Annotated in this window: 17 protein-coding genes, 1 other RNA gene and 1 riboswitch; of the genes, 11 read left to right on the top strand and 7 right to left on the bottom strand. The window is 57.4% G+C overall.

Going from position 1 to position 19571, the window contains the following annotated elements; genetic code table 11:
• Positions 1-81 precede the first annotated feature (81 nt).
• A riboswitch (cobalamin riboswitch) is annotated at positions 82-301 on the bottom strand.
• A 144-nt stretch (positions 302-445) separates the two neighbouring features.
• On the top strand, positions 446-1303 hold the full coding sequence (locus AC2FJE_RS18170) for an alpha/beta hydrolase family protein (protein WP_496756959.1): 858 nt from the start codon (positions 446-448) through the stop codon (positions 1301-1303).
• Positions 1304-1311: 8 nt separating this feature from the next.
• Here AC2FJE_RS18170 and rsgA read toward each other — a convergent pair whose 3' ends face one another.
• The 3 genes from rsgA to AC2FJE_RS18185 all read right to left on the bottom strand — a co-directional run bounded on the left by rsgA (position 1312) and on the right by AC2FJE_RS18185 (position 4466).
• Positions 1312-2340, bottom strand: coding sequence for a ribosome small subunit-dependent GTPase A (gene rsgA, locus AC2FJE_RS18175; RefSeq protein WP_496756954.1), 1029 nt, complete (start codon positions 2338-2340; stop codon positions 1312-1314).
• 158 nt (positions 2341-2498) lie between these two features.
• Positions 2499-2597: signal recognition particle sRNA small type (gene ffs / locus AC2FJE_RS18180), an RNA gene on the bottom strand.
• Positions 2598-2636: 39 nt separating this feature from the next.
• Positions 2637-4466 carry a bifunctional 2',3'-cyclic-nucleotide 2'-phosphodiesterase/3'-nucleotidase gene (locus AC2FJE_RS18185; RefSeq protein ID WP_496761272.1) on the bottom strand — a complete coding sequence of 610 codons (1830 nt, stop codon included), beginning with the start codon at positions 4464-4466 and terminating at the stop codon, positions 2637-2639.
• A 207-nt stretch (positions 4467-4673) separates the two neighbouring features.
• Here AC2FJE_RS18185 and nudC point away from each other — a divergent pair, with 207 nt between their 5' ends.
• Genes nudC through AC2FJE_RS18200 form a run of 3 tightly spaced genes read left to right on the top strand, consistent with a single transcriptional unit; the run spans position 4674 to position 6656 of the window.
• The gene (gene nudC / locus AC2FJE_RS18190) at positions 4674-5654 is read left to right on the top strand and encodes an NAD(+) diphosphatase (protein WP_496722109.1); all 981 of its coding nucleotides are present in this window, start codon (positions 4674-4676) and stop codon (positions 5652-5654) included.
• Between the two features lie 40 nt (positions 5655-5694).
• Positions 5695-6162: an SRPBCC family protein gene (locus AC2FJE_RS18195; RefSeq protein WP_496739432.1), complete on the top strand. Its 468-nt coding sequence runs from the start codon at positions 5695-5697 to the stop codon at positions 6160-6162.
• Positions 6163-6188: 26 nt separating this feature from the next.
• A complete protein-coding gene (locus AC2FJE_RS18200; RefSeq protein ID WP_496756950.1) occupies positions 6189-6656 on the top strand; it encodes a GNAT family N-acetyltransferase in 468 nt (155 codons plus the stop codon).
• A 12-nt stretch (positions 6657-6668) separates the two neighbouring features.
• On the opposite strand, the gene AC2FJE_RS18205 is transcribed toward AC2FJE_RS18200, so the two are convergent.
• Positions 6669-7502: a prephenate dehydratase gene (locus tag AC2FJE_RS18205; protein WP_058279807.1), complete on the bottom strand. Its 834-nt coding sequence runs from the start codon at positions 7500-7502 to the stop codon at positions 6669-6671.
• 119 nt (positions 7503-7621) lie between these two features.
• On the opposite strand from AC2FJE_RS18205, the gene AC2FJE_RS18210 reads away from it, so the two are divergent.
• From AC2FJE_RS18210 to AC2FJE_RS18230, 5 genes are all read left to right on the top strand, one after another.
• Positions 7622-8128, top strand: coding sequence for a c-type cytochrome (locus AC2FJE_RS18210; protein WP_496757224.1), 507 nt, complete (start codon positions 7622-7624; stop codon positions 8126-8128).
• Positions 8129-8302: 174 nt separating this feature from the next.
• Complete coding sequence (locus tag AC2FJE_RS18215; RefSeq protein ID WP_496756946.1) at positions 8303-10207, top strand: extracellular solute-binding protein; 1905 nt, start codon at positions 8303-8305, stop codon at positions 10205-10207.
• 9 nt (positions 10208-10216) lie between these two features.
• A complete protein-coding gene (locus AC2FJE_RS18220; protein WP_058272504.1) occupies positions 10217-11302 on the top strand; it encodes a microcin C ABC transporter permease YejB in 1086 nt (361 codons plus the stop codon).
• Positions 11303-12409 carry an ABC transporter permease gene (locus AC2FJE_RS18225; protein ID WP_108861177.1) on the top strand — a complete coding sequence of 369 codons (1107 nt, stop codon included), beginning with the start codon at positions 11303-11305 and terminating at the stop codon, positions 12407-12409.
• Positions 12406-13983, top strand: a complete 1578-nt coding sequence (locus AC2FJE_RS18230; protein WP_496756943.1) for an ABC transporter ATP-binding protein — start codon at positions 12406-12408, stop codon at positions 13981-13983. Before AC2FJE_RS18225 ends, AC2FJE_RS18230 begins: the two co-directional genes overlap by 4 nt.
• 20 nt (positions 13984-14003) lie before the next feature.
• Here AC2FJE_RS18230 and AC2FJE_RS18235 read toward each other — a convergent pair whose 3' ends face one another.
• Both AC2FJE_RS18235 and hemN read right to left on the bottom strand, forming a co-directional pair.
• On the bottom strand, positions 14004-15932 hold the full coding sequence (locus tag AC2FJE_RS18235) for an elongation factor G (protein WP_496756941.1): 1929 nt from the start codon (positions 15930-15932) through the stop codon (positions 14004-14006).
• A gap of 177 nt (positions 15933-16109) precedes the next feature.
• Positions 16110-17465, bottom strand: a complete 1356-nt coding sequence (gene hemN, locus AC2FJE_RS18240; RefSeq protein ID WP_496756939.1) for an oxygen-independent coproporphyrinogen III oxidase — start codon at positions 17463-17465, stop codon at positions 16110-16112.
• Positions 17466-17529: 64 nt separating this feature from the next.
• Here hemN and fnrL point away from each other — a divergent pair, with 64 nt between their 5' ends.
• Together fnrL and AC2FJE_RS18250 are read left to right on the top strand one after the other, a co-directional pair.
• On the top strand, positions 17530-18270 hold the full coding sequence (gene fnrL, locus AC2FJE_RS18245) for a transcriptional regulator FnrL (RefSeq protein ID WP_282120264.1): 741 nt from the start codon (positions 17530-17532) through the stop codon (positions 18268-18270).
• 64 nt (positions 18271-18334) lie between these two features.
• The gene (locus tag AC2FJE_RS18250; RefSeq protein WP_170417060.1) at positions 18335-18589 is read left to right on the top strand and encodes a GlsB/YeaQ/YmgE family stress response membrane protein; all 255 of its coding nucleotides are present in this window, start codon (positions 18335-18337) and stop codon (positions 18587-18589) included.
• A gap of 44 nt (positions 18590-18633) precedes the next feature.
• Here the strand turns inward: AC2FJE_RS18250 and AC2FJE_RS18255 are convergent, their stop codons facing one another.
• The gene (locus AC2FJE_RS18255; protein ID WP_282120263.1) at positions 18634-19473 is read right to left on the bottom strand and encodes a universal stress protein; all 840 of its coding nucleotides are present in this window, start codon (positions 19471-19473) and stop codon (positions 18634-18636) included.
• Between the last annotated feature and the right edge of the window lie 98 nt (positions 19474-19571).

Raw genomic sequence — 19571 nt, forward strand, 5'->3', positions numbered from 1 at the left:
GCGCCCTCCGCGCGGTGAGCGGGGGACGTGGAACAGGGAACTCAGCGTACTGAAGACCTGCCCGGACACCCCGCCCGAGTTTCGGTTTTTACTTTGATGGCAGGTCTCCTGACTTGCGGGTCATTGCTTTGCCGACCTTCCCAGCCTTTCGGCCAGTGGTATTTCGGCATTGCTTACCGCTTACAGTTGCGGGGGCAGTCGCGGCCTTGGTCCGTTCCGGCTTTGCCGGGCTGGACCGCACCGAGTTCCCTTTTCATCCCGCCCCAATATAAGGACGAGAACCATCACCTCATCGCTAGCGGTTGTAGGTGGCTTGAGTCAAGCGGGCTGTTTTCCATCGTTCAAGTGGACGCTTGGTCACTTTGAAAATCTGTTGACTCTAGTCGCGCAAAAGCGCCGATATGCCATATGTGAACCGAATAGTTCAGATGCTTGCGAGGGCACCATGTTGGACAACACTCCGGTCGCTTTGACCGAAGATTTCACGTTTTCTGCCGGAGAGGCCGAACTGTCGGCACGGCTGTATATGCCTGCCTCGGCACCTGATGTGGCGGTTGTAGTCCATGCAGCTACAGGCGTACCGCGCGACTATTACCAGCATTTTGCGCGGTGGTTGGTGGACGAACAGGGTATGGCCTGTCTGACCTATGACTATCGCGATTTTGGCCACTCTCTACGCGGGCGCCTGCGCGATTCGCAGGCCACGATGGCCGATTGGGCGTTGATCGACATGCCCGCTGCCCGCGCTGAAATGCGGCGCAGATTTCCCGCCGCCCAGCAGTGGAGCATTGGCCATTCGGTGGGTGGAATGCTGGGGCCAATTCAGCCCGATATTGAGCAGATCGACCGGATGATCTGTGTCTGTTCAGGTTTGGTGACGGTATCCGACCACCCCTGGCCGTATCGCGCACTGGCGACAATGTTCTGGTATGCCCACCCGCCATTGCTGGTTAAGGCATTGGGATACCTGCCGGGCAAGGCACTTGGGTTCGGCTCGGACCTTCCGGCACGTGTCTACTGGCAGTGGCGCAAATGGTGCACCGCTGCGCTGAGCTACGTGCCGGAAATCGGCAAAAGCCTTCCAGACGCCCGTTGGGCTGCGTCGGAAACACCCGTCGATCTGTTCACAATGGACGATGATCAGGTGGTGCCCCCGAACGCGGTTTGGCGCCTGGCCGATCTTTACGGTCCCAAAGCCCGCCGGCATCAGTTGTCGCCGAAAGACTTTGGATTGGCCGAGGTCGGTCACATCGGCGCATTTGCGCGCCGAAATGCAAACATATGGCCCCGGTTGATCGCCTGAGTCGGTATTTACAGATTTTTGCTGGATTTCTTGTCCTGCATCACCGATCGTACCATCTTACCAAAGGCCTTGTCGCGCGCACGAGACTGCGCCACGGTTTCCGAGTTCCTCTCATCCTCGCGCCGCAGTTTTCGCCAACGCTCTAGCCGCTCTGTGTCAAGGGATCCGATGGAAATCGCATCCTGCACAGCGCATCCCGGCTCGGCCTGATGCTGACAATCGGAAAAGCGGCAGGTTTGGGCCAATTCCAGAATATCGGAAAAGACCTCATCGACGCCATCTTGTGCATCCAGCAACCGCAAAGCCCGCATGCCGGGTGTATCGACCAGCCAGCCTCCGTTCCGCATCGGATGCAACGCGCGGGCAGTTGTCGTGTGCCGCCCGCGCGCGTCGTCCTCGCGAATACCGGACGTTGCCTCATCCAGACCAGTCATGGCGTTGACCAATGTTGTCTTGCCGACACCGGATGAGCCAACCAATGCAGCGGTCTGTCCAGCAGGGCACCAGGACAGTACTTGCTGCACGTCCAGGGTATCCAAAGCATTGATTGCCAGTACGGTCAAAAACGGAGCCAGCGACTCGGCTGCTTTGGAGAAATTACTAGGATCGGTACAGGTATCGGCCTTGGTTAGTATGACGACCGGATAGCACCCGGCCTGATGTGCCAAAGCCAAATACCGTTCCAGCCGGGCCAGATTGAAGTCGGCATTGCAGGAACTGACGATGAACAGCACATCCACATTGGCGGCGATCAACTGGGCCTCGGCCCCAGTTCCGGCGGCGCGGCGTTTCAAAAGGCTGCGGCGCTCCAGCAGGTGTTGAACCCGGTTTTGATCATCCGCCAATACCCAGTCGCCGACGGCAAAGTCGCCCGTCGGCTGGTTTAGGGTGAGCAGCGGTGCTTCACCGTTGATGTTTGCACCGATCAGACGATCACGGTGAACGGCTGTGATGCGAAAGGGAGCGCATGTAGGATTGGCCGCATGTTGGGCGGCAAAGTGTGAGGACCATCCCAGGTCCGAAAGTGTAAAAGACATTGTTCTGCCTGTGTTCAGGTACAGCTATCCGTCTGGATGGCGGTCGCGCATCCAGCGGTAATGTGTTCAGGCAGGTGTGAGGGTCGGCCTCAGAAACGCTCTGCCCAAAGGGTTTTTGCTACAATCATAAAAGCCCTCCTGCGGCTAACGATTCAAGTAAGTGAGAGGTTGGACATCGACCCAAGCGGGGCTCGTTGTGGCTGCTTCCTTCCGGACCTGACCAGGTTGGCGAGGCGCTCGCCCGCGCCAACCTCTCGAAAATCGATATAGGGAAGACACGCAGAAATGACAACCCGTCACAGTGAGAGTTGAATGCGCAAGAACCCTTCGGCATCCGTTCCAGCCAGCGTTGGGCTGAACTCTGCGATGTCTGCGAGGTGACGTTGTGCCTGTTGGCCGGTCTTCAACAGGACAGAGGATCCCGGCATGGGCGCAAAACGGAATGGGCAGGGGCCCTGTTCCAGCGATTCAGCGGGCATTGCACCGGTCAGGTAATCTTTTAGCGCGTGTTGGATCGGCAAAGCCGGAAAGTTGATGATTTCGGCGTCCCGTATGATCGGAAAATGCCCGCCGCCGCTGGCCCGATAATTGTTCAGTGCAACGACAAAGCGTTGTTCGGCCGTCACCGCGTGGCCTTGGAAACGAAGATCTGAGATGCGCTGGTATGCCGGATTTACCAGTCGCCCTTCCGCATCGAACCGAGGCGGAACGCTCAGGTCGATCACGTAGCTTAGCCCGAACAGAACATCGAAATTGTGTCCGGCTCGATCAGGATTGACCAATTCAGTTTGCACGCCGGGTTTCACCTGATTGAATACGCCCGCAGACATTTCAAGCCAATCTCTGATGTGCTCTCCTGTCACCGCGACCGAACGAAGTTCGTTTGGAAAGATGTTCAGATCAGCCACGTGCCGCATACGCATGACGCCCGCAGGAATGTCCGAGTAAAAGCGAGGCCCGGCGCGACCACCGAACTTCGAAGGTGCCACGGCAGACAGCAATGGTGTCGCTTTATGGGGTGTGCCCTTCAGGATCTGGCGCACGGCCGAAGCCTGTGCTGCCGCCACCATCGCAAGCCCGCGATCCTTGGCGCAAAAGCTGAAATAGCTGTGCAGGCTCTGATCCGTATGCCCAATCGGTTCCGCGGCCCGTTTTCGTGTTGCGGAATGCACATCTGAAAACAGCGCCACCAACAGCGGGTCTTCGGCCGCCGGGTCAGCACCTGAGACTGGGCGCAGTTCAGTGCGATGAGCCGCGACCGACCAGCCCTTTTCTACCGAGGCAACCAGCGTCAGATCAATCACGCCAAGATGAGATCCGGCAGATCCCGGCATGACAACAGGTGTGCCATGCACCATACCGCCAGTGGCATCGACGTGTTCCAGCCCAGCGTGTGACTTCCCCGGCAGGGTCAGATGCGTGTGCCCGGCGATGATGGCGTCAATGCCCTCAATCGCGGCAAGGGGGATTATCGCGTTTTCAAGATCGGGCGCGGGGTCGACGGACCCCAGCCCCGTATGGGCAAGCGCGATGATCACGTCGCAGCCGTGGGATCGAAGCTCTGACACTTTAGTGCGCGCGCAGGTCAGAATGTCGTCTATCCGGACGTCATTACCCAGCCGATGAGATTCCCAATTCCGGGTCTGCGGCGGAACCACCGAGAAGACGCCGACGGTTAGCGAGGCTTGGTGCCCCGCGACCTCAACCCGGCGGGTTAGAACTGCCTGATCCTGCCAGACCTCGTTAGCGCCTGGGCGATGAACATTGCTGCAAACCACCGGACAGGGGGCCTGCGAAAGGATGCGGTCCAGTATATCTTGACCGAGCCCGAAATCATGATTGCCCAACCCGATCGCATCATACTCTAACGCGCCAAGGGCCTGCATCAGCGCATGCGGCTTGTCAGCTTGCTCGGCGGCCATATCCCCAACCGGAGTTCCCTGCAGCGAATCGCCATTGTCAAAAAGCAGCACGGTTGAGCCTTCCGCCTGCGCCTCAGTTCGGGCTTCGAGGATCAGACTGGCGGTTCGGGTCAGGCCAATTGTGGGTTCAGGGGTGTCAGAATAGTAATCAAAACTCCTCAAGTTCATATGAAGATCCGTGGTGGCCAGTATTCGGATCTGCACGGTCTGCGAAGGCAGAGAAGGGGAAGGTTTCAAATTTCTACTTTTGGCAGTTTTGTCTTAGTCATATTCAACAAAAAGATTAATCACAGTGAATTGCAAGGCTTAGCTGTGTTCATTCGATGGCGACCTGTGATTTTGAGGGTGAAACACCGTTGCAACTGATTGACCGACATGGCAGCCCTGTGCGGACAAGTCTAAGGATAACTTATGAAAAATGCGGAATATGTGACGTTTGGTAGCTCGGGGCTGGATCGTGCGGCGCATATTCGTGGGGATGCTGATGCGGTCGCGCGGGCGCGAACGCATCCCGATGCAAAATGCCTGCTGTTGTGGCGCGGTAAAGTTTTGGTTCAGGGTGAGGCGCTGGATCGATTGGGGCTGATCGCGATGTCGCATAAGCTGGTCGAAAACGGGCCGGGCGGTTCCGTCGAGCAGCCTGTATTCCTGGGACTATCAGATGACGCGCCGGTGTTTGCCACTGATATTTCGGGCTGGACGGCTGATGGGTTGGACGTGTCCGGTGTCGGAGGCTTTATCGACAAGTCAGAGCAACAGCACCCGGACTTGCCCCACGGCCATGTTTTTGCCGAACTGCGCCGGATCATGACCCGTTTGTCGGCGCGTGACGCCGAACTGGCGGCCTCGGCCAAGGCGGTGACTGCATGGCACGACACGCATCGGTTTTGCGCGCGGTGCGGCGCAGCCAGCGAACTTGTGCAGGCTGGGTGGCAGCGCAGTTGTCCGTCCTGTGGTGGGCAGCACTTTCCGCGTACCGATCCGGTCGTCATCATGTTGATTACCAGTGGCGATTCAGTGCTGATGGGGCGTTCGCCGGGCTGGCCGGAAGGGATGTATTCGCTGCTGGCAGGGTTTGTTGAACCGGGTGAAACGCTTGAGGCCGCAGTCCGCAGGGAAGTGATGGAAGAGGCCGGGGTGCCCGTGGGTGAGGTCCGTTACCTGTCCAGCCAACCCTGGCCGTTTCCGGCCTCTTTGATGTTCGGCTGCGCAGGTGAGGCGTTGTCGCGCGACATCACCATCGACCCGGTCGAAATCGAAGATGCGATGTGGGTTACCAAATCCGAGATGATGCAGGCCTTTGCCGGTGAACACCCCGTTTTGCTGCCAGCCCGCAAGGGTGCGATTGCGCATTTTCTTTTACAAAACTGGCTTGCAGATACATTGGACTGACAAAATACTGTTCTGAAAAGCGAGAGAACCCCGAACCACAATGCAGTTTACAGTGCGCGAAGATATCGAAGCTCCCATCAACTCGGTGTTCGAAATGGTGGCCGACTTTGACCGATTCGAACGGATCGCGATGCGGCGCGGGATCGAGGTCCGGCGGATTTCGGGCGAATTGGGCGTTGTACCGGGCACCAGTTGGGAGACAGAATTCAGGTTACGCGGAAAGCCACGTCAGATTTCCGTGCAGATGGCCGAATGCGACCCGCCTTTGCTGATGCGGTTCGAAGCGGCAAGCAAGGGGATGAACGGGGTCACGACGGTGGAGCTTTTGGCACTGTCGCAGCGCCGCACGCGTCTAAGCGTTGATATGTCCCTGTCAGCCAAATCCCTGCCTGCGCGGCTGCTGTTACAATCGCTCCGGCTTGGGCAATCCCGGTTTCGCAGACAGTTTCAGTTGCGCCTGACTGAGTTCGCACGGGAAATGGAACAACGCCACATTCATGGTGGCTGATTACCCAATGCTTTGGTGGGAACGAGATGGTTAGCTTTATTGTTCGTGAGGCGGTGTTGACGGATGCCCAAGGTATCTCAGAGGTGCTGCGGGACATCGCAGCGGCCGGAAAGCGTAACAAGCGCTGTGACGTTGATTTTGCCCGCGATCATTATGTGGCCGACCCCGACCGGATCAGATGTTCCGTCGCTGTTCAGGGGGAACAGGTCCTGGGGTTTCAATCGTTGAAATGGGCGGTTGAAAACAACCCATATGGTGCTCCGGTCGGGTGGGGCGTCATTGGAACGCATATTCGCCCGTCTGCCGCACGGCGCGGTGTCGGGCGTGCCCTGTTTCGTGCGACGCTCTTGGAGGCACGGCAAAGTGGACTACCGGCCATTGATGCAACCATTTCGGCCACAAACGCTGAAGGATTGGCCTATTATTTGGCGATGGGCTTTGTGGATTACCGGCAGCACGAGGGTGCCCAGTGCAAAAGCTTTTCCGTAATTTGAACCGAGGTCGCTTCAGCCGCGCGGTTGAGCTGCTGGGTAGACGCCCAAAATCTCGACATTCGTGGTGAAGTGTTCCAGTTCTTCCATCGCCAACTGTACGTTTCGATCGTCCGGGTGGCCCACGATATCGGCATAAAACTGGGTCGCAGTGAACGACCCATCGACCATGTAGCTTTCCAGCTTGGTCATGTTGATGCCGTTGGTCGCAAACCCACCCATCGCCTTGTAAAGCGCAGCCGGAATGTTGCGCACCTGAAAAACAAAACTGGTGATCATGCCGTGTTCTCCGCGGCGTGACATGTCAGCCTGCTGTGACATCACCAGAAAGCGCGTGGTGTTGTTGTCGCGGTCTTCAATGTGCCGGGCAAGTACGTTCAAGCCGTAGATTTCGCCGGCCAACTCGCTGGCCAATGCTGCCGAATGCACCTCTCCTTGTTCCGAGACCTCGCGGGCCGCACGCGCGTTGTCGGGACTGACGCGTCCTTTAATGTTGTGCTCTTTCAAAAATCCGGCGCATTGCGGTAGCAGAACTAGGTGCGAGTGTGCCTCGGTGACATCCTCGATTTTGGCCCCTGGTACGGCAAGCAGGTTGATGTGAACGCGCACAAACGCTTCTTCGATGATGTGCAACCCGCTGTGGGGAAGCAAACGGTGGATATCGGCGACCCGGCCATACGTGGTGTTTTCGACCGGCAGCATTGCCAATTCAGCCTCACCTGCGCGCACCGATTCGATCACATCTTCGAAAGTCCGGCAGGGCAGGGCCTCCATATCGGGGCGGGCATTACGGCAGGCCTCGTGGCTGTAGGCGCCGGGTTCTCCCTGAAATGCAATACGTTTGGTCATTTGGTCGATTCCGTGCAACAAGTTCGATAATTGGGCGTTTAGTCGCGGTGTCTATACCTTGCCTCTTGTAAGGGGAAGCCTTAGACACCCCGCAGACAGCTGAAATGGACTCGCGATCAATGTTCGACACGATGACAGTTACCAAGGCCGCAGCAGGCCTGTTTGGCACCTTCCTGGTGCTGCTTTTGGCCAAATGGGGTGCCGAAGTGCTTTACCATGCGGATGGGCATGGTGAGACGGCCTCGTATATTATCGAAACCGAAAGCTCCGGTGAAAGCGCTGACGGCGAAGAAGTGGTGTTCGAAGACATGCTGGCCGCCGCAGACCCAAATAAGGGCGCGCGGGTTTTCCGTAAATGTACTGCCTGCCACAAGCTGGAAGACGGCGCCAACGGCACTGGCCCCTACCTGTTTGCAATCGTGGATCGCCCGGTTGCTTCAGCCAAAGGTTTCACTGGCTACTCAGCTTCGATGCAAGCCCATGGCGGCAATTGGACACCCGAAGCGCTGGATGCGTTCCTGACCCGCCCCAGTGCCTATATCTCAGGTACATCCATGAGCTTTGCGGGTCTGAAAAAACCGCAGGAACGGGCCGACCTGATTGCCTACCTGCAGACCATCAACTGATCTTTCGCTCAGTTTTGACGCATTCAAAAGCCGCTGCCCCGTGCAGCGGCTTTATTTTTTGTCTAAGTAAATCTTCACAAAGTGTTCACGCACTCTAAACTTGAAACTGGCAGTGCTGGTCTTTTAGCTGCCGCAAACAATATTAAAGACGTCAACGAGCAGGGGATGAACCACATGAAATCCAATCGAGTTACCGCTTTAGCGCGAACAAGGGATTTCGGACGCTTAGTTCACATTCTAGCTTTGGGGGCATTGCTCTGTGCAGCCGCTGCAACTCAGCTTTTTGCTGAGGAAAAGATCATCAAATCACACGGGTTCTCGGAATTCGGTGATTTGAAGTATCCGGACGGCTTTGCGCATTTCGACTATGTGAACCCGGATGCGCCACGTGGTGGAGAACTCTCCTATGCGGCGCAAGGCACGTTCGACAGCTTTAATCCCTATACCAGGCAGGGCCGGGCTGGTGCGAGGTCGGCAGATCACTACGAAAGCCTGCTGGTTCCATCCTATGACGAACCGGCGGCCTATTATGGCCTGCTAGCCGAAAGCCTGGAGTACCCCGAAAGCTATGATTGGGTGATCTTCAACATCCGCCCCGAGGCGCGGTTTTCCGACGGCACACCGGTGACGGCCGAAGATGTGGTGTTTTCCCATAATCTGCTGCTGGACCAAGGGCTGAAATCTTATGCCGACGCAATTCGCCAGCGGATCCCCAAGGCCGAGGCGCTGGATACCCATCGTGTAAAGTTCTACTTCTCGCCAGATTTCCCCCGCCGAGGCCGGATTTCTCAAGTTGGGGCCACGTCGATTTTCTCTAAGAAATGGTTCGAGGAAGACCCTGAAAACCGCCGATTGGACAAGTCGCGGCTCGATCCGGGTATCGGCTCGGGGCCATATGTTCTGGATGATTATGATATCAACCGGCGCATCGTCTATAAGCGCAACCCCGATTATTGGGGCAACGATGTCAACGTCAACGTGGGCCGCAACAACTTTGACACCATCCGCGTCGAGTATTTCGCCGATTCCATTGCTGCGATGGAGGGGTTCAAGGCGGGCACGTTTACCCTTCGGCAGGAAAACAACTCGAAAAGCTGGGCAACGGCCTATGATTTCCCGGCAATTGCGAATGGTTCTGTCGTGCGGGCTGAACTGGCAGACGGAAATGTGCCGTCGGCGTCGGGCTTCATCATGAACCTTGACCGGCCAAAGTTTCAGGACCCCCGCGTTCGCGAAGCTATCCAGCTGGCATATAATTTCGAATGGACAAATGAGAGCCTGCAATATGGGTTATTCCAGCAGCGTAGTTCGTTCTGGGAAGGAACGCATCTTGAGGCGACCGGTCTGCCCGAAGGGCGCGAGCTTGAGGTGTTGCAAGAATTGGGCGACGCGCTAGACCCTGCCATCCTGACCCAGGAACCGGTTTCGGCGCATGAATCCCGGGCCGCCCGCCAAAATGACCGTGGCAACTTGCGTAAGGCGATGAAACTGCTGGACGAAGCTGGCTGGCTTGTTGGGGATGACGGCATTCGTCGCAACGACAAGGGCGAGGTGCTGTCGGTTGCATTTCTGTCCGACCAGCCAACGCTGGACAGGCTCATTCAACCCTTCGTCGCCAATTTGCGGGCAATGGGGATTGATGCCAGTTACAACCGCGTGGACAACGCCCAGTTCACCTTGCGCCGCCGGGACCGTGATTTCGACATGATTGTTGGCGGGTACCCGCGATCGTTGCAGCCATCGACCGGATTGTATCAGCAGTTCGGAACCGAAGCAGCCTCATACTCGGTCTTCAACCCGTCGGGTGTGCATGGCCCGGATATCGAACCGCTGATCGATAACATTGCCTCTGCCGAAGACAGCGAAGAGCTGTTTGCAAATGTCCGCGCATTGGATCGCGTTCTGCGCGCCAAACGGATCATGGTTCCCACGTGGTATCTGGGCAAGCACTGGGTTGCTTACTGGGACATGTACGAATTCCCGGAAAATCTGCCGCCTTACGCATTGGGTGTTGAAGACCTTTGGTGGATCAACGAAGAGAAAGAAGCCGAGTTGAAATCCTCCGGCGCCTTGAGGTAATCCGCCCCCATGGGAGCATATATTCTTAGACGACTGTTGCTGGTCATCCCAACCCTGCTTGGGATTATGATCGTCAACTTCACGCTGGTTCAGTTCGTTCCTGGCGGACCGATTGAACAGATCATCGCCCAGTTGGAAGGTGGCGGTGATGTGTTCGAAGGGATCGCCGGCGGCGGCAGTGACATCGAGCAGCAGACCGGCGGCACGAATGACCGCTACATTGGTGCGCGTGGCCTTCCGCCCGAGTTTATCGAAGAACTGGAAAAGGAATTCGGGTTCGACAAACCGCCGGTTGAGCGGTTCTTCGACATGATGGGCAATTACCTGACGCTGGATTTTGGCGAAAGCTATTTTCGGTCGATCAGCGTAACCGATCTGGTGTTGGAGAAGATGCCAGTGTCGATCTCGCTGGGTCTGTGGTCCACGCTGATCGCGTATCTGGTATCGATCCCGCTGGGCATTCGCAAGGCGATTAAGGACGGGTCACAGTTTGATACCTGGACCAGTGGCGCGATCATCGTAGCCTATGCTATTCCCGGCTTCTTGTTTGCGATCCTGCTGTTGGTTCTGTTTGCCGGGGGATCATATTGGCAGATATTCCCGCTCCGGGGGCTGACCTCGGACAACTGGGACAGCCTCAGCCTGTTTGGTAAGATCGTTGACTACTTCTGGCACATTGCCCTGCCGATTATCGCGCTGACGATTTCGGCCTTTGCGACGCTGACTCTGCTGACCAAGAACTCATTCCTGGACGAGATCAAAAAACAATATGTCATGACCGCCCGCGCCAAGGGTCTGAGCGAAAGTCAGGTTCTGTACGGCCATGTTTTCCGCAACGCGATGCTGATCGTAATCGCCGGATTCCCTGCGGTTTTCATCGGCGTCTTCTTCGGGGGGTCGATCATCATCGAGACGATCTTCTCGCTTGACGGTCTCGGCCGTCTGGGGTTCGAGGCAGCCGTTGCGCGGGACTATCCGGTGATCTTCGGCACTCTGTTCATCTTTGGCTTGATGGGGTTGGTTGTCGGCATCATCAGTGACCTGATGTATGTGCTGGTCGACCCGCGCATCGATTTCGAAAAGCGGGAGGGGTAAATGGCACTTTCCCCTCTCAACCAGCGTCGCTGGCGCAATTTTCGTCGTAATGGGCGTGCATTCTGGTCGCTGATGGTCTTTTCCGTGCTATTTGGTTTGTCGTTGTTCGCCGAATTCATCGCCAACGACAAACCGATCCTCGTGAAATACCGCGGTGAGTTTTACACGCCGATTTTCAATTTCTACGCGGAAACCGAATTCGGCGGTGATTTCCAGACCGAGGCAATCTATCGCGACCCCGAGGTGCAGTGCCTGATCGACAGCGGTGGCATCGAAGACTGTTTTGACGACCCCGAGGGGATTATCGACGAAATCAAGGCCGGTACATTCCAGGCAGAAGGGTACGAGCGTGGCTGGGCCGTCTGGCCGTTGATCCCGTATTCCTTCAACACCAGCGTTGATCGCCCCGGTGCAGCGCCGCTGCCACCCAACGGGCAAAACCTGCTGGGCACGGATGACACCAAGCGCGACGTGTTGGCCCGTGTAATTTATGGCTTCCGACTGTCGATTTTGTTCACGCTTATGGTCACGGGTGTGGCCAGTCTTGTGGGAATTTTTGCCGGCGCTATTCAAGGCTTTTTTGGCGGCTGGCTGGACCTGATCTTCCAACGGATCATCGAGATCTGGTCGGCGACGCCTTCGCTTTACGTCATCATCATCATGTTCGCCATTCTGGGACGAAGTTTCTGGCTGCTTGTCGCGCTGATGATCCTGTTCAGCTGGACCGGACTTGTGGGTGTTGTCCGGGCTGAGTTCCTGCGGGCGCGAAATCTGGAATATGTGCGCGCCGCACGGGCGCTGGGTGTGGGCAATATGACAATCATGTTCCGCCACATGCTGCCCAACGCGATGGTCGCCACGCTGACCTTCATGCCCTTTATCGTGACGGGCACCATCGGCGGCTTGGCCTCACTGGATTTTCTGGGCTTCGGCCTGCCGTCTTCCGCCCCGTCTTTGGGTGAGTTGACCTTGCAGGCCAAGCAGAACCTGCAGGCACCTTGGCTGGCCTTCACCGCCTTTTTCACCTTTGCCATCATGCTGTCGCTACTGGTCTTCATCTTCGAAGGCGTGCGGGATGCATTTGATCCCAGAAAGACCTTTTCATGAGCCTGCTGGATGTGAACAACCTCAAGGTCTCGTTCCGTCAGGACGGGCAGGTGAGCGCAGCAGTCAAGGGGGTGTCCTTTACTGTGGATCGGGGTGAAACGGTTGCGCTGGTGGGCGAATCCGGATCTGGCAAATCAGTCACTGCGCTGTCGACAGTGTCTTTGCTGGGTGACAGTGCGATTGTCGAAGGTTCGGTCACCTATGAAGGGCAGGAGATGATCGGCGCGTCTGACCAGCGCCTGATGGATGTGCGCGGCAACGATATCAGCTTCATCTTTCAGGAGCCGATGACCTCGCTCAACCCGCTGCACACGATCCAGAAACAAATGGCCGAGTCACTGGCCCTGCACCAGGGTCTGACAGGTGATGCAGCACGGGCCCGGATCGTCGAACTGCTGACCAAGGTTGGCATTCGCGATCCCGAGGAGCGCCTGGACAGCTATCCGCATCAATTGTCAGGTGGCCAACGCCAACGCGTCATGATCGCCCTGGCACTTGCCAACAAGCCCGATATCCTGATCGCGGATGAGCCGACAACGGCCCTGGATGTGACCATTCAGGCGCAGATCCTCGAATTGCTGGCCGAGCTTCAGAAATCTGAGAATATGGGGATGCTTTTCATCACCCACGACCTTGGGATCGTGCGCCGTATCGCCGACCGGGTCTGTGTGATGAAGGATGGCGAGATTGTCGAAACTGGCGCGACCCAGGAGATCTTTGACAACCCCCAACACCCCTACACCCGCAAGCTGCTGGCGGCCGAACCATCTGGTCACCCCGATCCTGTGGCACCCGACGCCGAAGAAGTGGCGCGCACCGATCACCTTAAGGTCTGGTTCCCGATCCAGCGCGGGTTCCTGAAACGCACAGTTGGCCATGTGAAGGCGGTGAACGATGCAACGCTCAGCGTACGCGCCGGTGAAACCTTAGGGATTGTGGGCGAAAGCGGCTCGGGTAAGACAACGCTGGCGCTGGCGATCATGCGGTTGATTGCGTCCGAAGGGGCGATAACCTTCCGCGATCAGGATGTACGCCGCTGGTCGACGCGAGAGTTGCGGCGCTTGCGCAAGGATATGCAGATTGTGTTTCAGGACCCATTCGGAAGCCTCAGTCCCCGGATGACTTGCCAGCAGATCATTGCCGAGGGGCTGGCGATCCACAAGGTCGACCCGCACCGCTCGCCACGGGAACTGGTGACCGAAGTGATGACCGAAGTGGGCTTGGACCCGGCTGCGATGGACCGCTATCCGCACGAATTCTCGGGCGGGCAGCGTCAGCGTATTGCCATTGCACGAGCCATGGTCCTCAGGCCCAAATTGCTGGTTCTGGATGAACCGACCAGCGCCCTGGATATGACTGTGCAGGTTCAGATCGTCGACCTGTTGCGCGATTTGCAGCGTAAGTACGGACTGGCCTACCTATTTATCAGCCACGATCTGAAAGTCGTGCGTGCGATGTCCCACAATGTGATTGTCATGCGAAACGGTGACGTGATCGAAATGGGGTCAGCCGAAGATCTGTTCGAAAACGCCCAGACAAACTATACCCGCGAACTGATTGCGGCGGCGGGCTGAAACCAGCCCGCCCGGGGCTTTCAGGCATTCGCTGTTTCGCGTGCCGCGGATTTTGGAACCGGGCCGCGAAGCTCTTCGTAATGGTCGAATTGCAGTTTTACCCACCCGGTGCCGCGTGTCGCGCTGGCGAGGGTGCGGTGTAACTCGTCTTCGGCCACAGCAGGCAGTTGGGCATTGAAAATCTCCCATCCAGACGCGTTGGGATTGCCTTCAAAGCCCAGAACCTGACCCTGCAGCGAACTGATTGTAGGCACCAGGTCGCCCACGAAATCCGAGGGCAAGTGGATTTCGGCGTTCAGGATGGGTTGCAGGACCACCGGTTTCGCCTGCGGCAAAGCCTCTCGAACCGCGTTCTTGCCCGCAGTGCGGAACGCATAGTCAGAACTGTCGACGTTGTGATGCTTGCCGTCGCTGAGCGTGACTTTGACATCCACAACCGGGAACCCTTCAGGCCCTTGAACCAGCGCATCCTTGGCCCCGTGTTCGACCGAAGGGATATAGTTTCTGGGCACGGCGCCCCCTTTGACGATCTCTTCGAATTCGAACCCGGCCCCACGTGGGGTCGGTGCGATCGAGATCACCACATCGGCAAATTGTCCTGCGCCGCCGGATTGTTTGCGGTGGCGATGACGATGTTCGATCGGTGCGCGGATGGTCTCGCGATAGGCCGTCTCAACCGTCTGGGTCTCAATCTCGATACCGAAGTCTTCAGCCAGCTTGGCGCTGACCCGGCGCATATGCTGAGGCCCTTGCGATCCCAGAACGGCATGACCGCTCAGTTCATCGTGCTGCAGGTGCAGTCCGGGGTCAATCTCGACCAGTCGGGATAACGCGTTGGACAGGCGTACATCGTCACGCTCATGTGCCGGCGACACAATTTGCCGGTGGGCGGCCGGATGGGCCTCGGCCCACTCCGGTAGCGGTGTGGCTCCGGTACTGTCATACAGGTTGCCGGGGTTGAGGTGGTCGGATTTCACAGCCAGCCCGATCTGACCAGCTTCCAATTCCGAGATTTGTGTTTTTGCGTCCAGTGTCGTCAGGTTGCCAACCGTTTCGCCGCCTAAAGCTTCATGCGCTTTGACGCCCTTGCCCAGACCGCGCAGCACGATGATTTTTCCGATGTGCTTTTTGACATCCGCGAACCCGGCAATTGCGCGCGCGTCTTCAGCTGCTTCGTCCCGCCCGGCGGCGATGTTGAATTCAGGAGCTTCGTGACGCAGCGCTTTCATCAAACGGGTCAGCCCGTTGCCGTGGCTGGCGGACCCCAGGCAGGCCGGGATCAACTGATGGTTTTGCAGAACCTGCGCGGCCAGATCATAGATTTCTGCGCTGGGCGGCTGTTTGTCCTCAATCAGTTGCTCCAACAGATGATCATCGAAATCTGAAAGCGTCTCCAACAATTCGGTTCGGGCTTCCTGTTCCCGGTCTTCGACGGACTGCGGAAGTTCGATCAGGGCCGAGGGTTGCCCTTCCTGATACTTCCATGCCCGTTCCGAGATCAGGTCGACCGCGCCGATGATCGCCTCGCCATCGCGGATTGGAACCTGCCGCAATGCGATGTGGTGTGTGCAGTAGGTTTGCAGAGCGGCGATGATATCGCGGATGCGTCCATTTGGGGTGTCCATGCGATTGATGAACAGAAAGCAGGGGATACCCGCCTCTTCGACCAGCCGCAGATAAGGGGCGCAAAGCACGGCGGCGTCCGGGTCGGGCGGTACGACTACGACAGCAGCATCCGAGATCGCCATGGCAGGGCCGACATAAGCCATGGTGTCGCTGCCACCATTCACGTCGATGGCACACCAGGGTTCGTCCAAGTAAGAAAAACCGTGCAAATGCACGGTTCCGGAAACGTCGAATGTGGTTGGCCGGCCATCAAGGTGGCTGATGGCCTCGACCAGTGTTGTTTTGCCCGAGTGGCTGGGGCCGAGGACAGAAAAAACGCGCATGAATGCAGTCCCTCTTTCAAGTTGCAGAACGGCTGCACGAAAAAGGCGGTCGAGCGCGAACGCGTCGGCACATACTGTCTGGTACTCTGCCTGCCTCAGGCACGGGGCGGATTTCCACCCGCCCTACAAGTGTGGGGAAAACCCACCCTCCGCGTCAAGTCCTGTCCTGCGTCGGTGTCAGATCGCCGAGCTGTGTCCCGCCTTGCTCAGATCATAGGCATCAAAGGTGCGGGCGACCATTCGGGTCAGCGCGCGCGCCTCGGTCGGGATGAACAGGCCGTCTTCAGAGATGCTTAGCAACCCGTCGAAGGTTGCGTTTGCAGTCTGATACATCTCCTGCAATTCCGCGGCGGTGATGTTGTGGTCGCGCAGAATCTCGGCGGTATCTATCCGGAAATCGCACATCAACGCTTCAATCAATCGGGCGCGCAAGATGTCTTGGCCTTTGAACAAATGCCCACGGGATATTGAGAACCCGCCCTCGCGGATCGCTTTGGTATGCGCCGACGTCGCGGGTGCGTTCTGGGCGTATCCTTGCGGGAATCGTGAGATCGAGCTCGCACCAATCCCGATCAAAACGTCGGACTGATCGTCGGTGTAGCCCTGAAAGTTGCGCTTTAGCCTTCCCGTGTTCAGTGCGTGCGTCAGCCCGTCATCCTGCGTGGCAAAGTGGTCGATGCCGATTTCGGCATACTTGTCCCACAGGAACAGGCGCCGGGCCGTATCGAACAGATCCAGGCGGTCTTCGGGCGTTGGCAGGGCATCCGTTGGGATCAGCTGTTGCCGCTTGGCCATCCACGGCACATGCGCATACCCGTACAACGCCACCCGGTCCGGGCTGAGCGACAGCAATTTCTGCACGCTTTCAGTCATCCGCGCCTTGGTCTGGTGCGGCAGACCATACAGAATATCGGCATTCAGGCTGGCGATGCCGCGCGCGCGGATCATTTCTATGGCCTTGCGGGTGGTGTCGTAACTTTGGATGCGCCCGATGGTTTTCTGGATTTCGTCGTCGAAATCCTGCACTCCGATAGACGCACGGTTCATGCCAGCCTCGGCCAATGCATCGAGCCGACCCTCGTCAATCTCGTTCGGGTCGATTTCGACCGAGAACTCTGCATCCGGCCCCAGCGGGACAATCTCAAGAATCCGGGCGGCCAGATCGCGCATCAGATCGGGGTTCAGCAGGGTGGGTGTACCACCGCCCCAATGCAGGCGCGAAAGGGTTACCCCCGCAGGAAGGTGGGCGGCCAGTAGGTCCAGCTCGGCCTTGAGGACATCCACATAGGCGATCACCGGGTTGTCGGTCTGGGTGCCTTGCGTCCGGCAAGCGCAGAACCAACACAGCCTGCGGCAGAACGGGACGTGGACGTACAGTGACACGGAACTGCCGGGCTTAATCCCGGAAATCCAGTCGCCAAAAAGACTTGGCCCGACATCGTTGCTGAAATGTGGGGCGGTGGGATAGCTTGTGTAACGCGGGACTTTCGCGTCAAATAGTCCAAGCTGTGCCAATTGCGGTTTCACTATCATACCGATACCGTTAAGCCACGGCCGTCTATGAAACCTTGACTGAGATCAAGTGGAACCGCGAACGATGTTAAAAGCGCAATTTGACCATACCAACTGTTCCGACTGCCCCATTCGGCACCGAGCCGTCTGTGCACATTGTGATGTCGATGAATTGGAAGAGCTTGAAGGCATCAAGTATTACCGGACCTTTGAGGCGGGCCAAACGGTTATCTGGTCGGGAGATCAGATGAATTTTGTGGGCTCTGTCGTGTCGGGCATCGCCTCGTTGACCCAGACGATGGAAGATGGTCGGACGCAAATGGTCGGCCTGCTATTGCCCAGCGATTTTGTTGGACGACCCGGTCGGGAAACAGCGCCCTACGACGTGTTGGCCACAACCGATTTGGTCATGTGCTGTTTTCGCAAGAAACCGTTCGAAACCCTGATGGGCAGCACGCCGCACATCGCCCATCGACTGCTGCAGATGACGCTGGATGAGCTGGACGCGGCGCGTGAATGGATGTTGGTTCTCGGGCGCAAAACCGCGCGCGAGAAGATTGCAAGCCTGCTGTCAATCATTGCCCGGCGGGATGCTTCAATTGCGCCCAAGCAAAAACCTGGCCCGATTGTCTTTGACCTGCCGCTGACGCGTGAGGCTATGGCAGATTATCTGGGATTAACCCTTGAAACCGTAAGTCGCCAGATTTCGGCCCTGAAGAAAGAAGGGGTTATCGAGTTGGAAGGCAAACGCCACGTGACAATCCCCGACATGCGGCGTCTGATGGACGAGGCCGGCGACGACTCCGATGGCGGTTTTCTGGTTTAAGCCTGTTCTGCTGCCTGCAGCCGTGATTTACTGAATACGTGAATGAACCGCGCAGGAGTAAGGCATGGAATTCAGTAGCATTTTGGCAATGCTGGTCATCGGTGCGATCGCCGGGTGGCTTTCGGGAAAAATTATGGAAGGCCGCGGGTTCGGCCTGATCGGAAACATAATAGTAGGGATCGTGGGCGCCTTTCTTGCAGGTCTGATTTTCCCGGCGCTGGGCTTTTCGGTTGGCGGCGGCGTGTTTTCGTCAATACTCTTCGCAACCATCGGCGCGGTCATACTGTTGTTTGTGATTGGTCTCATAAAACGCGTCTAGGCCATCCGTCCGAACGGAAGGCCTTGAATAGGAAAAACGCCCGATCAGTGTGCCAGAAACACTGGGACCGAGGCTTGTTCCAGCATGTTGCGGGTTGCACCACCCAGAATGGCTTCGCGGAACCTAGAATGGCCATATGCACCCATAACGATCATGTCCGCCTCACTATCTTCGGCGTGCCTGTTCAGGATGTCTGACACACGGGTCATGGTTTTGCTGAGCACATCAATCTCACATTTGACCCCGTGACGGGCCAGCATCTGAGACAGCAGTCCACCTGGGTCAGAACGGTCGGGGCCGTGGCGCGGCGGGTCGATGACGACAATCCGAACCAGATCGGCTTGCGTCAGGAAAGGCAGGGCGCATCGGATGGCGCGCATAGCTTCGACACTTTCATTCCACCCGATCAGCACAGTACCGGGGCGCTCAAAGGGCGCTGCATTGTCGGGTGTGACCAGAATTGGCGCGTGACCCTCGAACATGGCGGCTTCGACAATTGGTTCGGCTTCGGCGCTGCGGTCTTTGCCATAAGGTTTAGGCAGGACAACCAGATCCGAGAACCGGGCACGATGCGCCACGTGGCGACCAATATCAGCGATCTGAGCGACCCCGCTTTCAGCAGACCAGCGAATACCGGACTTACCCATGTAATCCTGAGTTTGCGTCAGCAGTTCGTCGGCGTCTGCGTTGGCCCGGCTCAGCGTTTCTTGCAGGACCAGAGCATTTGCACCTGCGTAATAATAGCCCGCTTGGCTGCGATCGACGCCAAGGCATAGCGCTTCAGCATGCGCATCCTGTGCATTTGCCAGTGCAACCATTTGCGCCAAGGCTGATTGTGATTGTCCCGAGTCCGTTACGACTGTGAGAAGAGATTTGTACGCCATTTTGACCTCTTGTCTTCAGGGCTAAGTGGCATGCGGCCATGCAACTCAGTCTAAGGCTTAGGATTGTCACAGATTTCGGGCTATTGTCTTGATACAGA

It is taken from the genome of Ruegeria sp. CDSC002 (assembly GCF_059610905.1).

Coding starts and splice junctions, on each gene's coding strand:
- AC2FJE_RS18170 (WP_496756959.1), top strand. CDS start 446: ATGTTGGACAACACTCCGGTCGCTTTGACCGAAGATTTCACGTTTTCT.
- rsgA (WP_496756954.1), bottom strand. CDS start 2,340: ATGTCTTTTACACTTTCGGACCTGGGATGGTCCTCACACTTTGCCGCC.
- nudC (WP_496722109.1), top strand. CDS start 4,674: ATGAAAAATGCGGAATATGTGACGTTTGGTAGCTCGGGGCTGGATCGT.
- AC2FJE_RS18195 (WP_496739432.1), top strand. CDS start 5,695: ATGCAGTTTACAGTGCGCGAAGATATCGAAGCTCCCATCAACTCGGTG.
- AC2FJE_RS18200 (WP_496756950.1), top strand. CDS start 6,189: ATGGTTAGCTTTATTGTTCGTGAGGCGGTGTTGACGGATGCCCAAGGT.
- AC2FJE_RS18205 (WP_058279807.1), bottom strand. CDS start 7,502: ATGACCAAACGTATTGCATTTCAGGGAGAACCCGGCGCCTACAGCCAC.
- AC2FJE_RS18210 (WP_496757224.1), top strand. CDS start 7,622: ATGTTCGACACGATGACAGTTACCAAGGCCGCAGCAGGCCTGTTTGGC.
- AC2FJE_RS18215 (WP_496756946.1), top strand. CDS start 8,303: ATGAAATCCAATCGAGTTACCGCTTTAGCGCGAACAAGGGATTTCGGA.
- AC2FJE_RS18220 (WP_058272504.1), top strand. CDS start 10,217: ATGGGAGCATATATTCTTAGACGACTGTTGCTGGTCATCCCAACCCTG.
- AC2FJE_RS18225 (WP_108861177.1), top strand. CDS start 11,303: ATGGCACTTTCCCCTCTCAACCAGCGTCGCTGGCGCAATTTTCGTCGT.
- AC2FJE_RS18230 (WP_496756943.1), top strand. CDS start 12,406: ATGAGCCTGCTGGATGTGAACAACCTCAAGGTCTCGTTCCGTCAGGAC.
- AC2FJE_RS18235 (WP_496756941.1), bottom strand. CDS start 15,932: ATGCGCGTTTTTTCTGTCCTCGGCCCCAGCCACTCGGGCAAAACAACA.
- hemN (WP_496756939.1), bottom strand. CDS start 17,465: ATGATAGTGAAACCGCAATTGGCACAGCTTGGACTATTTGACGCGAAA.
- fnrL (WP_282120264.1), top strand. CDS start 17,530: ATGTTAAAAGCGCAATTTGACCATACCAACTGTTCCGACTGCCCCATT.
- AC2FJE_RS18250 (WP_170417060.1), top strand. CDS start 18,335: ATGGAATTCAGTAGCATTTTGGCAATGCTGGTCATCGGTGCGATCGCC.
- AC2FJE_RS18255 (WP_282120263.1), bottom strand. CDS start 19,473: ATGGCGTACAAATCTCTTCTCACAGTCGTAACGGACTCGGGACAATCA.